Origin of the sequence: Photobacterium phosphoreum, assembly GCF_002954725.1 — a bacterium.
Taxonomy (GTDB): Bacteria; Pseudomonadota; Gammaproteobacteria; order Enterobacterales; family Vibrionaceae; genus Photobacterium; species Photobacterium phosphoreum.
In genome coordinates, this window is record NZ_MSCQ01000001.1 from 1,528,508 (window position 1) to 1,543,044 (window position 14,537).

The following is a 14,537-nucleotide window of genomic DNA, read 5'->3' on the forward strand; positions in this document are numbered from 1 at the left end:
AACCACGAACGGTGGCTTAATAATATTTTATCACTTACACATTATACATCGTAAGTTGTAGAGGCTGTATCACCGCCAGTACCAGTCCAATTAGTATGGAAGAACTGACCACGAGGTTGATCAATACGCTCATAAGTGTGAGCACCGAAGTAGTCACGCTGCGCTTGAATCATATTCGCAGGTAAGCTTGCTGTTGTGTAACCATCAAGGAATGTTAATGCTGATGTCATTGTTGGCATTGGTAGGCCAATTTCCATCGCTTTTGAGGCTACTTTACGCCATGCTGGCATGCTGCTTAGTAAGATATCTTTAAAGTAAGTATCTGAACCAAGGAACTTAATATCAGGATTCACATCGTATGCATCACGGATATTACCAAGGAATGCACTACGAATAATACAACCGCCACGCCACATAAGAGCAACGTTGCCGTAGTTTAGATCCCAGTTAAACTCTTCTGAAGCTTCACGAATTAACATAAAGCCTTGTGCGTAAGAGATAATCTTTGAAGCCAGTAGTGCTTGACGCAATGCATCAACCCATACTTGCTTATCGCCATCAATCTTAGCAATTGTTTTACCAAATAGACTTTCAGCTTCAACACGTTGATCTTTCATTGAAGAAACACAACGTGCAAATACAGCTTCTGTGATTAGCGTTAGTGGAATACCCAAATCAAGCGCGTTGATACCTGTCCACTTACCAGTGCCTTTTTGGCCTGCAGTATCAAGGATTTTCTCAACCAACGGTTGACCATCTTCATCTTTATAACCAAGAATTTCAGCAGTAATTTCAACTAAGTAGCTATCTAACTCAGTCTTATTCCACTCTTGGAAAATTGCTTGCATCTCATCATGAGACAGCTCTAAACCAGACTTCATGAAGTGGTATGCTTCACTGATTAGCTGCATGTCACCGTATTCGATGCCATTGTGAACCATCTTAACAAAGTGACCTGCGCCATCTTTACCAACCCAATCACAACAAGGCTCACCCGCAGCTGTTTTTGCAGAGATAGCTTGGAAAATAGGTTTAATTGCAGGCCATGCAGCTTCAGAACCACCCGGCATGATTGAAGGACCAAAACGTGCACCTTCTTCACCACCAGAAACACCAGAACCTACATATAATAGACCTTTAGCTTCAAGCTCAGCAACACGGCGGTTAGTATCTGGGTAGTTTGAGTTACCACCATCAATAATGATATCGCCTTTATCAAGCAATGGTACAAGCTTATTTATAAATGCATCAACAACATCACCCGCACGAACCATTAACATGATTTTACGTGGTGATTCTAGCTTAGACACTAAATCTTCTAATGACGTAGCACCGATGATGTTAGTGTCCTTTGCTGGGCCTTCAAGGAATTCTTCTACTTTAGAAACGGTACGGTTAAAAGCAACTACTTTAAAACCATGGTCGTTCATATTAAGGATCAAGTTTTGACCCATAACTGCTAAACCAATTACACCAATATCGCCTTTCATATTATTCTCCTTGTGCTAGCAGTTTTGCTGCTGCTGCATCTAAATACCATTCTGTTTTGCCATGAGAGGCTTTAATTTTTGCCGCCGGATAAGCAAGATCTTCCGCCGGTGTACTATTTATTTCATGTAAGACTTCAGCCTTACTTTCACCCAAGACCAAGTAAGTAATACGATCGGCATTTTCAAGTAAACGTGCCGTTTTTGAAATACGCTTTTGACCGCTTTCTGGTTGAGTGGCAATCACTGCTAACGCAGGATCATCAAAATTGGTTTGATGGGGAAATAAAGAAGCCGTATGCCCATCGCCACCCATGCCTAATAAAATCCAATCAAAGGCCGGTAAACCATTTTTGTGTGGAATGGTTGCATCCATTTCTGCGGCAAAACGTGCACATTCAGCTATCGGATCAGCTTCGCCACGAATACGATGAATATTCGCCGCAGGAATCGCAACATGTTTGAACAACAACTCATTAGCTTCACCGAAATTACTCTCAGCATCAGTTGGTGCAACACATCGCTCATCCCCCCACCAAAAGTGAAGATTATTCCATTGTATGCTGTCAGCAAAAGGGGCTTGCGCCAACGCTTTAAACAGCAGCTTAGGTGTACTACCACCAGACAATGAAATATGTACTGCATGATCTTTCAGGCTCATGGCTTGCATGGTTTCAGCTAGAGAAACAACCACATCCTGCGGGGTATCAAACACTTTATAATTAATCATGTTTATAACTCACAATAATCCGTATTGGCTAAGTTTTTACATGGGAAGCGCCATTGACGACCGTCATTAACCAATAGCTCATCGGCTTCTTTAGGTCCCCATGTACCCGCAGCATAACCAAATAGATGCTCAGGTTGTTCTTTATAATCAAGAATCGGTTGTACGAACTTCCAACATGCTTTTACTGCATCAGTACGTGCAAACAATGTTGCATCTTGTTTCATACAATCTAACAATAAACGCTCATAAGCAGTAAGCATGTTCATTGATTCAAGTTTGTCATAATGGAAGTCCATTGATACTTCTTGAGATTCAAAACCAGCACCTGGTTTTTTAAGGCCGAAGCTCATTAAAATACCTTCATCAGGCTGAATACGAATAATCAATTTGTTCTCTGGTGCATTAGCGCCAAAGACTGGGTGCGGTGTTTTCTTAAAGTGAATCACAACTTCAGTTACACGAGTCGGTAAACGTTTACCGGTACGGACATAAAACGGTACCCCGTTCCAACGCCAGTTTTCGATAAACATCTTCATACCGACATAGGTTTCAGTACGAGATTCATCATCAACACCATGCTCTTGACGATAACCTGGAAGGTGTTTGCCACGAACATCAGATTCAGTGTATTGACCTAGAATTAAATTCTTCTGTAGATCGTCTTCTGATAATGGCTTAAAGCTTTGCATCACTTTAACCACTTCATCACGAATAGAGTCAGCATTAATGGCTGCAGGTGACTCCATACCGACCATTGCTAATACTTGCAATAAGTGGTTTTGGAACATATCACGTACAGCACCAGCACCATCGTAATAACCACCGCGATCTTCAACGCCTAACGCTTCAGATGCAGTAATTTCAACATAATCAATAAAATTACGGTTCCATAATGGCTCAAACATACCGTTAGCAAAACGGAAAACTAATAAGTTCTGTACCGTTTCTTTGCCTAAGTAATGGTCAATGCGGTAAATTTGGTGCTCTTGAAAACATGCGTGAATCTGCTTATCTAAAGAAATAGCAGATTCAAGATCATAACCAAATGGTTTTTCAACGATCAGATTTTTCCAACCATCAGCTTCATCGTTAAGACCGTGAGCCGTAAGACACTCAGGAATAACACCGTAAAGGCTAGGTGGGGTTGCAAGATAAAATACTGCATTACCACTAGTATGGTGGGTATCTTTGAATACGTCTAAACGCTGTTTTAACACTGCGTATTGTGCAGCATCAGAGGTGTTTAATGCCTGATAATATAAATGTTGGCAAAACTTCGTTAATATCGCTGTATCTGTTTTTTCATTTTCTTCTAATGCAGAACGAAGCTTGTCACGAAATTCCTGATCGCTATATGTCGTACGACTAACACCTAAAATAGCGAAATCTTCTGGCAATAAACCATTAGCGTATAAATGATAGAACGCAGGGATTAATTTTCGATGAGTCAAATCGCCTGACGCACCAAAAATTACAATTGCGTTATTTTCTGGTTTAACCATGTAATGTTCCCATTTATTTACAGATCATTCGATCTGGTACAGCAATCAATTGCTTGGTATAACGGGCGTTATTATGCCGTAATTTTCAATTTTTTATGCATTTTTTCGTGATAAAAATTGAAAATTTTTGTTATACATTAATAATCTTATCCATCAAGATGTTGCATATAGTCGTCATATTTATCACTAATACACTAACATATCAGACAGTTTAGTACTTTTTACTCTTTCTATATTTAGTATATTAACAATTATTAACGACAGTGATAGACGAAAAAACCTATTACTTTGATAGGTTTTTTCAACTATATAATAAATTCTGATGACCAACCGTAACTCAAGTGTCCTTGATTAGAACCGTTGTAGTGTGAAGATGAAATTCTTCCAATGCAATCGATTACTTCAATAGCTATCAATAAGTAAACATCGGATACCACATTTTGGTTCATATACCCTGTTTACTTTTATTACTTAAGCATCAGCTCAATGCTTGATAAGCGGCACGATGGCGGTTATTATGCCCACAATTTCAGCCACCTTACTTTTGGTGGCTTTTTCGTTATTAAGCGTATTCATTCAACAATGACAGCGCTAATATTACATAGCAAACAGGTTACCCCATGTCTAAATTTTTCTTTAAAGGCCGCATCGAAAAAAAACCAAAACACAGCAGCTGTGGCTATAACACAAAGCGTGAAAATAAGCTTGGCACGGAAACCAACCCACTCACATTGATTGTGAACACAGAAGAACGTCAACAAGAACTAGAAGTACAACTAGCAGAACAACAGCTTTTTGCAACTATCACTGTAGATGCTAATGCTGTAGAAGATATTGCAGAACTTGCAGCAACATTAAACAAGCCAATCACGACAACGTTTGATAAAACGCCTAATCGTAACGATCTTTGTTCATGTGGCAGCGGTAAGAAATATAAAAAATGTTGCGGTAAGTAAAACCTCACATAAAAACAGGAACCTCAGTTCCTGTTTTATTCTCCCCTAAATAATGATACCTACTGTAGCGATATTGCTTTAGGTATACAATTTCGCCTCAATTTCTAAAGTAGATGTACATATGAGCAAAAAAAGTCAGGGTTACTCTTGCGTAGGCCTTTTTAATCCTAAAACACCAGAAAACGTCGGCTCTGTAATGCGGGCGGCTGGCTGTTATGGCGTCAACTCTGTCTTTTATACTGGCACTCGTTATGATCATGCAGCGCAATTTTGTACTGATACCAAAAATGCTGCGCTTGATATCCCATTAATTGGTGTTGAAGATCTAAAAGCAATTATTCCTGTCGGCTGTGTACCTGTTGCCGTAGATTTAATTGATGATGCGAAGCCATTACCTGAATATAAACATCCCAAACGTGCGTTTTATATTTTTGGCCCTGAAGATGGTACCTTAAAAAAAGAAATTACTGATTTTTGTCGTGAAACAATTTATGTTCCAACAAAAGGATCGATGAATTTAGCGGCAGCCGTGAATGTTATTTTATATGACCGCATGGCAAAGGGTGATAATTTCTCAAACCATAAATAGCATTACTACCAGTAAACCACTGCAACACTATCACATTGCAGTGGTTAGATTTTTATCGCTCAATGCCCGTTTTCTCGTAGAAGCGACGCTTATCTTTGTACATCACTTTATCTGCCACTAAGCAAACTTGATCTGCTGGGTATTGATCAGTACTGGCATATCCAACGGCAAAATGAATCTCAACCTGTTTTCCATTGGGTAAGCACGCATAATTAATTTGATCTCGTACCTTTTCTAATCGACGCCATAAAATACTGCAGCTATCTCGATCTCCCGCCTCAAGTATAATCGCGAATTCATCCCCACCAAGACGATAAACTGTATCTGTTAACCGACAGGTTTCAACTAAAAGCTTACTTGTTTCAATTAATAACGTATCACCCATACTATGACCATAACTATCATTCGCTCGTTTCAACCCATTAACATCCAGCATAAATAAACCAAAATTTCGACTTGGGTAGCGATTAAATAATTGTATATGCCCTTCTAGATCGTTATCAAATGCTTTTCTATTGGCTAATCCTGTTAATGAATCAGTAACTGCAATACGTGCCAATTCACGATTTAACAATCGACCTTCTAATTCAGTTGACAGCTGACGAATAAATAATGAAATAACCTCAAGATCATCATGCTCTAGTTGCATATATTGCATTACGATTATTCCAACAATATCATTTTGACTATTTTTAATCTTAAAACAATGCAGATATTTCCCATCACTAGGTAAGCAATAATAGTCACTATAATGATTTTCTGGTTGTATTACTTGTTCTTCTAAACATGACTTATCTATATTTTCACACGCCCATTCATTATTATCGGCATAACTTTTCATTGCCCATCCAGCCATAGGATATAAAGCAACAAGTTGTGTCATTACGGTTTCAATAATATCACCCGATTGAATATCGTGACTAAATGACAATAGTGATTGCAGCATTGACCGTCTATTTTCTTCACGAAGTAATGAACGACTAAGTGCTAATGTCTTTTCTTCAACTTTTAATTCTAATTGGTCATTAAAATTAACTAATTGTAAGTTGGCTTGCTCTTTCTCTAAATATGCTGCATTTAATTCACTATTGGTAACAGCTAAATCAGCCACTTGTGCTTGAATAGTTTTTGCCATATTACGTATTAATCGGTCAACCATAAAAAATTCTGTAAATCTTAAATCTCGCCCTAACTCCTGATATTCCCCTCGAGAATAAGCCCGTACCGTTTCCATTAAACCGCCTAATGGTCGAGCAATCCAACGATATGTCATTCCTGCAATAAAAAATGCGAGTAAAATAATAATCACACCAAATAGTGAAATATATTTCAAAGAATTAATATATGGGTTTTCACCTAAATACTTATCCATATACACTTTCATCGTGTATTCAATCGGTTCAGAAATATACTTATTTTCTAACTTAATATTTATTGTTTTATTTATTGTTGATCTATTTTGATCTATTTTACTTTGAGAAATGATAATATTCTTCATATCACGAGTATTATTCACCCCTCTTTCTCGATTATTTTTAAAAACAACTCGCTCCCCATCTTTTAGATAAGGTTTTAATACTTTAACAATATTTTCCATTGGAACGACAACAATCAAATATCCTAAAGGTACACGCTTTAAACCATTCGTCATCGATTGAAAAATAGGAACACCAATAACAATTCCACGACGAGTAGGATTAAATTTCAAAGGCATTAAATCTTCATCATTATAATAAAAAACCCATTGCCGACCGTTTCCATGATGAATTGATAAACGGTACATAAGAATATCTTTTAATTTAGAAAAAGAAGATAAACCATGAATACCATTATAGCTTTCAATTTCAGACCATCGATCATCAACTAAATAAGCTGCTTGAATTAATGGGGTGTTTTTAACTAATCTTCCTAGTGAAGTATTAACATGACCCGCCAAAAAAAAATTATCAATCGCTTGAACAAATAATCTATCACGTGACAGCACATCTAAACTTGTCGATAATAATGAAAATCGATAATCAAACTCTTGTTTAATGGTATTAGATAATCGATTTAACATATCAATACGGTAATTCGCTTCTACATCTGATTGTTGTTTTAAAAGCAACCCACCAACAATAGCAGCCGGTACAACAGCAATGATTAACATTAATAATGCTAACGATGACTTTAAGCGTAATTTCATCAATTCTTATCCAACTTTTGAATCTGCTCCATCGCCATCTTTTGCATATGTGCAGCTGCATATACTGCTGTAGCACCCGCTTGATAGCGTTGAAAACCAATCACTATAGCCTGCCATGAAATAGCCATATTCAACGTTGATGGCATAGCTCTCGTTAGTGCCATTTGATCAAACATAACCAAACTATCCCCTTCCGCTTTCGATTTTAGCTGTCGATAATAAGCTATCGATATTGGTAATAACTGTGTTTTTTCGTACACTGCTCGCTGATTATTTTGTTGTTGAACAAACTCAGAAAAGTCCTTAATTAATTGTTTTTTTTCTTTTGATTTCAGAGTGTAATTAGGAACAGCTAAAACAAATGTACTTGCCATTGGGTGCATAGTTTTACCTTTCACCTTTGGTAATAAAGCCACACCTAAATTGTCTCCCAACATCATTTTCAAATCATGATATGCCCAATCACCATTAATTGAATATGCACTCTTATCATTCACAAAATCCAATTGAGAGCAGCGGTAATCACAATCTCGATTCACAATGCCTTGTTCTGCCAACAAATGATAATATTTTAATGCTTTAACCATTGCTGGTGTATTAAGGGTGATATTTCCATTCGTAATAGGCCAACCATTAAAAGCAGATAAAAAGGGCATAAAATAATACATATCATTATAGTTCCATCCCATCGGCATAATATTTTTTGCTAGAAACTGTTTTTTTTCTAAAATAATATCTTCAAAATCTGTCGCTGGGTGTGTCACATATTTTTTATTATAATATAATAATAAAAAATTACCTTGAATAAGAGGTATTCCCCAGTACTTTCCTTGTAATTTAACCGTCGATCTTACCATTGAACTCAGTTTTTCTTGATACCAATCGCGAGGAATAGCTGATAAATCCATCATCTGATGTAAGCCCAAAAAATCAGAAGGGATAACAACAAGATCAGGTAATCCACCATCCTGAGCACTTAACAGAATTTCTGCTTTTATTTCTGATGGATCTAATTGAACAACTGATACTTTAACATCATGATTTTCTTTGTATTTATTTGTCATTATGGTTAAGAAATCACGATTTTGATGTGACGACCAAATTGTTAATATAGGTGTAGCTAATACAGTATTTGAAAATAACAAGATGACTAATAAAAAAGAAAAATGAATAGTGTTTAATAAATTCTCAGATATTATCTTAATAATATCTAAATACATATTTCGATGTTTTTTGTATGACATATAGCAAACTCAGAGTAAATAACTCTCATTTAGATAAGTATTATACTAAATACTAACAAATTAATGTGATCTAATAGGGATTATAGATTATACCCCTCTCGATAATTTCGAATTGATATTAATCAAGAATAATAATGTTTAATATCTATTGTAAGCTAAATATAAATCATTATTATAAAGCTACTTATTCCATTAAGCTCATCAAAGCTGATACATAAATACCATGACCCCAAAAATATACCTTAAGCGCATTTTACCGTTGTCATTTTTGCTATTAATCGCTTGCGAAACACATGTCAATGCAGCATCACAAGTTACTAAAGAAACCCCCAATAAAACAATACCTTCTTCTCAACAGAACCATACCAAAAATCAATCTAAAGCAAAGATAGAACAAAGAAAAATGATTGATTTTGCACGTAAATATATTGGAACACGCTATGTTTGGGGAGGAGTTACGCCTAAAGGGTTTGATTGCTCAGGATTTATTAAATACATATATAATCATTTTAATATTTCTATTCCAAGAACAACGGCAGGATATACACAATTATTTAATCACTCAATAACATTAAAAGACGCGAAGATTGGTGATCTTATTGTTTTTACTGGTACTAATTTAAAAATAAGAAAGCCAGGCCATGCAGGAATAATTACTGAAATAAAGCCAGGGTTAATTAAATTTATTCACAGTTCATCATCTAAAAAACACTTTGGTGTCACCGAAACTAGCTATTACCAAAGTGGGTATCCAAAGCGTTATTTAACGGTTATACGGATGCCTAATCCATCATCAAAAAGGGAGAAATAATACTCCCTTTCAATATTCAGTTTATGGTGCTACACATTCCGTTAGTAACCGTAAACAACCATAATCTATTAGCCAATCATGTTGTTGCTGATCTTTTACTAAAAAACAACCTGAATAATTCAGAGCATTAGCAAAAATATCACCAACATGATTTGTTAGTCGAGGGATCACTAACATCCAATGTTGAGTTAATAGAATATTATAAGGCAAACATTCTATAGGTTCATTGATATTGAGGGCGGTATTTTTAGGTGTTAATCCTAAATCATGCATTGCCGCTAAATAGCAAAAATAGGCTTTCTCACTATTAATACGATCAAAAGTAAATAATTTGTGTTTAAACGGTAACTTACCTGACAATATCATCTCTTCTAACGGCACCGTCGTTTTTATCAACTGCATGTGTCGATGGCGCTGACTTGCACCAGCTTCCGACGCTGAATTAAAAAAACCGACGACATTAGGATAAGTAGCACCTTGAATCCAAGCCGAAAAATCATGTAGGTCAAGCAATGATGATTGACTAACAAATGCTTTACTACAAATGAGTAAATGCGGATCCCCTACGGGATATTTATTTAATAAACAGACATGCTCATGACCGACAGTATCTACGAACATTTGTTCATCATAAGGCAAAAAAGGATTATTTTGTGTCTGTCCTTGTTGTATTTTTTTATTAAGATTATCATTCATGACCTTAATAAAAAAGTCAGTTCCCTGCTCAGAAACAACTGAGCTCATGGTCGCAATTGGTAGCAATACTTGTGCTTCACTTGCATTTTTGGCAACTGTTAAAGCTTTATCCCATAACATCTACAAATACCTGCAACCATTCTAATCACTAGAAAATAAAACAACACTAATCACTCACCTAATAAAAAAACAGTAATATTAGATCCCTAAAATACCGAGTGTAATCCTAAGTTTACACTTTTAGAAAAAAATCACGCTTGCTAAAAACAACGCTAATATAGCCCTTAGTGCTGAAAGTTTGTATCATCGTATCCATAAATTCTATCAGTCACTTACGATGTTAATTCGTACTCCAATGTGAATTATAGATTTTAAATGATTTAACTTTATATTGGTCATATAAAGTGTTTTAACAGGGTACTCAAGATCGGTCAATCTGCTACCCTGCTCTCTTATCTTTATCTCTTTTGATAAAAAAAACGCTCATCAACAATGAACGTCTTTTCTCTTTTTTCTCTCGTTAAATCAGTTGTGCCCCAATCAGAAAACAACCAAAGAGCAGACTCATTAACATTGCAAATGATCCTCCTGCAACTTGATAACCAGAACTCGATACTGTTTGAGTCGATTTTCTTATATTGTGGATCATCAACATCGGTATAAATACCGCAATAAACACCAAGATCAAGCCAGCATAACTCAAGACTGATAGGAATTGGTTGGCAGCAAAGATCGCCCCTAGCAGCGGTAAAATAAAGGTAAGAACATAAGTGACTACTCGATTTTGTCTGAACAAATCAACATTTTGATCAAATAGTGACATTGCTACACCTAAAAACGATGTTAATAGTGCTAATCCAGTAAATACCGAGAGAATGATATGTATACCTGCAAAGCGGGTACTCAAGGCATCAATAAGTATAGAAACATTATCAAATTTAACTAATTGCTCAGCAGATAAGCTTCCTACAACAGCATATAACCATAGTAAGTAACAACCTAACGGGATGAGAGAACCTAATAACACCATATTTCTTAATTGCTTATGGCTAGCTTTATCATTGTATGACACTAATGAAGGAATAACAGGAAAAAAACCAAAGCTAGTGAACAACACTGCACTGGTTTTTATTAAATCAATATTGCTATTATTAGTTGCTTCAAAAAAGTGATTAAAGCTCATGCCGGGTATTAATGCACATAATGTAATAATGAGCACAGCAATCATGATTAAAAATAAAATACGATTAAGCTTATCAACAACCCCCGTTCCCGCAGCAACAATACAACCGGCAAGTACAGTAAAGATGATCTGACTGTGTAGCATTGATAACTCAAAACCAAAACCTGTCGTTAGTTTTTGTAATAAATCGCCAGCACCAATAATATATGCCATTAATAAACAAACTAATAATGCATAAAGTAATCCGTTAGTGACTACTTGCCCACCTTTACCCAATGTTTTTCGTGCAATGGTGTTCATGCCTAAACCACCACCGACTTTGATACTTGCTTCTAATAATAATAAAGCGGCATAAGTTGTACCACTCCAAATAAGCAGCATCAATAAAGAACCTGAAAGCAAACCAAATTGGGCTAATACCATCGGTATGGCAAGCATTCCTGCGCCTAATGCCGTTCCCGCAATAATCAGCGAGCTTCCTAATAATTTAGTATTCATATTTCCCTTTTTTCTTATTGTTAGATATAGCAATCCATATATCTACGATCAGATACATTAGTAATAACATGTAATTTTTAGTCAAAAACAGAGGCGGTTACAGAGAACCGTTACTAAATCGGAAGCTAAAATAAGAGGCAGAAGAGAAAGCCATTGCAATGCATATGACATCGGTAATCACATCATGCGATGCCAATGATGGTGGGGGTTGATGTTGTTCATTTTGATACTGTTGCGTCATTATCGTACTCCTAAACGATGAAACCCAGTCTATTAGCAATATTCGGTCAGAATATAAATACTGTTTCGGTCAAAACAGCTTGGTCAGCTAATAACTTCATACTAAAGCACATTGTTCAGGAATGGAATGAATGATTCTGTTTCTATTTAACAAAAAACCCAATCCGAAGACTGGGTGATATTCAGTTAACTACGCTTTAAACGAAATTAAACACTAAACGTCGTACTATCACTCTGCTTGGGATTACTGCCAAAGCGATTACTTCCAGCGGTACTGTCTTGCAACATAAAATAAAGCAGTACAAGAATGCCAACAATCGGTATTAACATAATAAGCGCCCACCAACCAGTACGATCTTGATCGTGTAAACGGCGTACAGTAACAGCCACTGTCGGTATAAATGCAAAGGCTGCATATAATGCTGCTAATATGCCATAGCCTTCAACCACTGTAGGCAACTGTAATGTCGTATCCACCATGCCACACGCCATACTAATGAATGCGTTAATTAAAGTGAAAAACCAAAATTCTTTTCTCCGAGAACGCCCTTGAAATTGCACATATTTACTAAGAACTACAAAGTACCAATTCATTCTTTTTCCTTGTTAATATTAATAACGTTTAATACGAACTACTTTCATAATTTCAAATTCTAAGCCTGCCACTGTAATTGAATCGGCATAATAGGTCATATTTACTTTTGCGCCAACAAGGGTTCTATATCTTGATTTCCGTTTAAACTTAAAAGGCACGTTATAACCGTCAATCATCAATGAATGCTGTATCCACTCGCCATCATCGCGTTGAGTATGTGAATTCACCGTTAAGCCTTCACTATGAATCAATTGTTCGTGTTTTGCGATGAGTTTGTCACTATCAGACTTCATTGATCATATTCCCATTATTGATGCTTGGTTTAAGATACAAAAACAGAGAGCTAAGCTCTCTGTTTATTTTAATCTTTCAGTGCCAATATACCACTATTAAAGCGGAAGAAATAAACCGGCAAGTGTCGCACTCATTAAATTCGCCAAGGTTGCAGCAAAGATGGCCTTCATGCCTAAACGAGCAATTTCAGGACGGCGTTGAGGTACAATTCCACCGAGCCCTCCCATTAACATCGCAATAGAAGTCAGGTTAGCAAAACCACAAAGTGCAAAGGTAACTATCGCTTGTGAATGCTCACTAAGTTTAGCTAATGTTTCAGGTTTCATTAGCTCAGCAAATGCAATAAATTCATTAACAGCAATTTTGGTACCAATTAAACTCGCCGCTGTCGTTGCTTCAGACCATGGCACACCAATCAACCAAGCAACAGGAGCAAAAACATAACCAAAAATCAGGTTGAGGCTAAGCTGATGTAAACCATCCCAGTTAAAACCTAACCAGTGACCCACAGATGCTAACCCGTTACCAATGTGGCCTAAACCACCATTCACTAACGCAATTAAACTGATAACAGCAAGTAAGCTTGCACCCACAGCCATTGCAATTTGTAAACCACTGAGAGCACCACGAGAAGCCGCATCGACTAAGTTAACAGGCTCATCTTCTTCGCCATCATCTTCTTCTTCCATGGTGTGAACACCTTCAGTTTGAGGTACAAGCAATTTAGCCATCATCAAACCTGCAGGCGCAGACATAAAACTTGCAGCGATAAGATATTTAAGCTGAACACCTAAACCTGCGTAACCAACCATAGTACCACCAGCAACAGACGCTAAACCGCCAACCATTACTGCAAATAATTCTGAACGTGTCATTCGTGCTAAGAAAGGGCGAACAACCAATGGTGCTTCAACTGAACCAACAAAAATATTAGCCGTTGCTGACATTGATTCTGTCCGTGTTGTACCCAATAGTTTTTGTAATAAACCACCAATAGTACTGATCACCCATTTCATAACACCTAAGTAATACAAAACAGAAATCAGTGCGGAGAAAAACACAATTGAAGGCAAAACGTTAACAGCAAAAATGAAGCCTAATTTAAATTGTGCTAATTGACCGAAAAGAAACTCAGTACCTTCATGACCATATTCAAGAATACCAGATACGGCACCAGATACGCTGTTCAGCACTACACGACCGACAGGAATATATAAAATAAAAGCGGCAAAAACGACTTGGATACAAAAAGCCCCTAAGACACTGCGCCAATTAACTGCTGAACGATTTTCTGAAAACAAAAAACCAACGACAAAAATAGTAATAATACCGAGCATGCCAACAAGATAATGCAAAGTCATTCCCCAATGTTTGGTGTAGTAAACGATTGCGGAAAGAGTGTATTCATAAAAAAAACTGTGACAAGGATCAAATTGTTATAACAAACAACAGTAATTTAACAATTTACTGTTGTTTTGCGGTTTTTTTAGCCTAAGCAAACGAAAATCATCAGATTAGTTCCTATGA

14 protein-coding genes are annotated in these 14,537 nt (G+C 36.6%); 3 read left to right on the plus strand and 11 right to left on the minus strand.

Annotation, left to right across the window (positions count from 1 at the left end; translation table 11 throughout):
- Positions 1–41: 41 nt before the first annotated feature.
- The 3 genes from gnd to zwf are packed head-to-tail and all read right to left on the minus strand — an operon-like array spanning position 42 to position 3,719.
- Positions 42–1,490: a decarboxylating NADP(+)-dependent phosphogluconate dehydrogenase gene (gene gnd / locus BTO21_RS06720; RefSeq protein WP_045030473.1), complete on the minus strand. Its 1,449-nt coding sequence runs from the start codon at positions 1,488–1,490 to the stop codon at positions 42–44.
- Position 1,491: 1 nt separating this feature from the next.
- Complete coding sequence (pgl, locus tag BTO21_RS06725) at positions 1,492–2,217, minus strand: 6-phosphogluconolactonase (protein WP_045030475.1); 726 nt, start codon at positions 2,215–2,217, stop codon at positions 1,492–1,494.
- 2 nt (positions 2,218–2,219) lie between these two features.
- Positions 2,220–3,719: a glucose-6-phosphate dehydrogenase gene (gene zwf / locus BTO21_RS06730; protein ID WP_045030476.1), complete on the minus strand. Its 1,500-nt coding sequence runs from the start codon at positions 3,717–3,719 to the stop codon at positions 2,220–2,222.
- 620 nt (positions 3,720–4,339) lie between these two features.
- On the opposite strand from zwf, the gene BTO21_RS06735 reads away from it, so the two are divergent.
- Together BTO21_RS06735 and BTO21_RS06740 are read left to right on the plus strand one after the other, a co-directional pair.
- Positions 4,340–4,675: a PBPRA1643 family SWIM/SEC-C metal-binding motif protein gene (locus BTO21_RS06735; protein WP_045030479.1), complete on the plus strand. Its 336-nt coding sequence runs from the start codon at positions 4,340–4,342 to the stop codon at positions 4,673–4,675.
- Between the two features lie 121 nt (positions 4,676–4,796).
- On the plus strand, positions 4,797–5,264 hold the full coding sequence (locus BTO21_RS06740) for an RNA methyltransferase (protein WP_045030481.1): 468 nt from the start codon (positions 4,797–4,799) through the stop codon (positions 5,262–5,264).
- Between the two features lie 52 nt (positions 5,265–5,316).
- On the opposite strand, the gene BTO21_RS06745 is transcribed toward BTO21_RS06740, so the two are convergent.
- Together BTO21_RS06745 and BTO21_RS06750 are read right to left on the minus strand one after the other, a co-directional pair.
- Positions 5,317–7,449 carry a diguanylate cyclase domain-containing protein gene (locus tag BTO21_RS06745; protein ID WP_052672679.1) on the minus strand — a complete coding sequence of 711 codons (2,133 nt, stop codon included), beginning with the start codon at positions 7,447–7,449 and terminating at the stop codon, positions 5,317–5,319.
- Positions 7,449–8,693 carry a sugar ABC transporter substrate-binding protein gene (locus tag BTO21_RS06750; RefSeq protein WP_239997991.1) on the minus strand — a complete coding sequence of 415 codons (1,245 nt, stop codon included), beginning with the start codon at positions 8,691–8,693 and terminating at the stop codon, positions 7,449–7,451. Before BTO21_RS06750 ends, BTO21_RS06745 begins: the two co-directional genes overlap by 1 nt.
- Positions 8,694–8,916: 223 nt before the next feature.
- On the opposite strand from BTO21_RS06750, the gene BTO21_RS06755 reads away from it, so the two are divergent.
- Positions 8,917–9,504: a C40 family peptidase gene (locus BTO21_RS06755; RefSeq protein ID WP_045030483.1), complete on the plus strand. Its 588-nt coding sequence runs from the start codon at positions 8,917–8,919 to the stop codon at positions 9,502–9,504.
- A 21-nt stretch (positions 9,505–9,525) separates the two neighbouring features.
- Here the strand turns inward: BTO21_RS06755 and BTO21_RS06760 are convergent, their stop codons facing one another.
- The 6 genes from BTO21_RS06760 to BTO21_RS06780 all read right to left on the minus strand — a co-directional run bounded on the left by BTO21_RS06760 (position 9,526) and on the right by BTO21_RS06780 (position 14,365).
- Complete coding sequence (locus BTO21_RS06760; RefSeq protein ID WP_105026737.1) at positions 9,526–10,320, minus strand: ATP adenylyltransferase family protein; 795 nt, start codon at positions 10,318–10,320, stop codon at positions 9,526–9,528.
- 400 nt (positions 10,321–10,720) lie between these two features.
- Positions 10,721–11,881, minus strand: a complete 1,161-nt coding sequence (locus tag BTO21_RS06765) for an amino acid permease (RefSeq protein ID WP_045030486.1) — start codon at positions 11,879–11,881, stop codon at positions 10,721–10,723.
- A 97-nt stretch (positions 11,882–11,978) separates the two neighbouring features.
- Positions 11,979–12,122, minus strand: coding sequence for a hypothetical protein (locus BTO21_RS20050; RefSeq protein WP_156728339.1), 144 nt, complete (start codon positions 12,120–12,122; stop codon positions 11,979–11,981).
- Positions 12,123–12,328: 206 nt separating this feature from the next.
- The gene (locus BTO21_RS06770; protein ID WP_045030488.1) at positions 12,329–12,715 is read right to left on the minus strand and encodes a DUF805 domain-containing protein; all 387 of its coding nucleotides are present in this window, start codon (positions 12,713–12,715) and stop codon (positions 12,329–12,331) included.
- 18 nt (positions 12,716–12,733) lie between these two features.
- Complete coding sequence (locus BTO21_RS06775; RefSeq protein ID WP_045030489.1) at positions 12,734–13,009, minus strand: hypothetical protein; 276 nt, start codon at positions 13,007–13,009, stop codon at positions 12,734–12,736.
- Between the two features lie 96 nt (positions 13,010–13,105).
- Positions 13,106–14,365, minus strand: a complete 1,260-nt coding sequence (locus BTO21_RS06780) for a NupC/NupG family nucleoside CNT transporter (RefSeq protein ID WP_065194784.1) — start codon at positions 14,363–14,365, stop codon at positions 13,106–13,108.
- Positions 14,366–14,537: the final 172 nt, after the last annotated feature.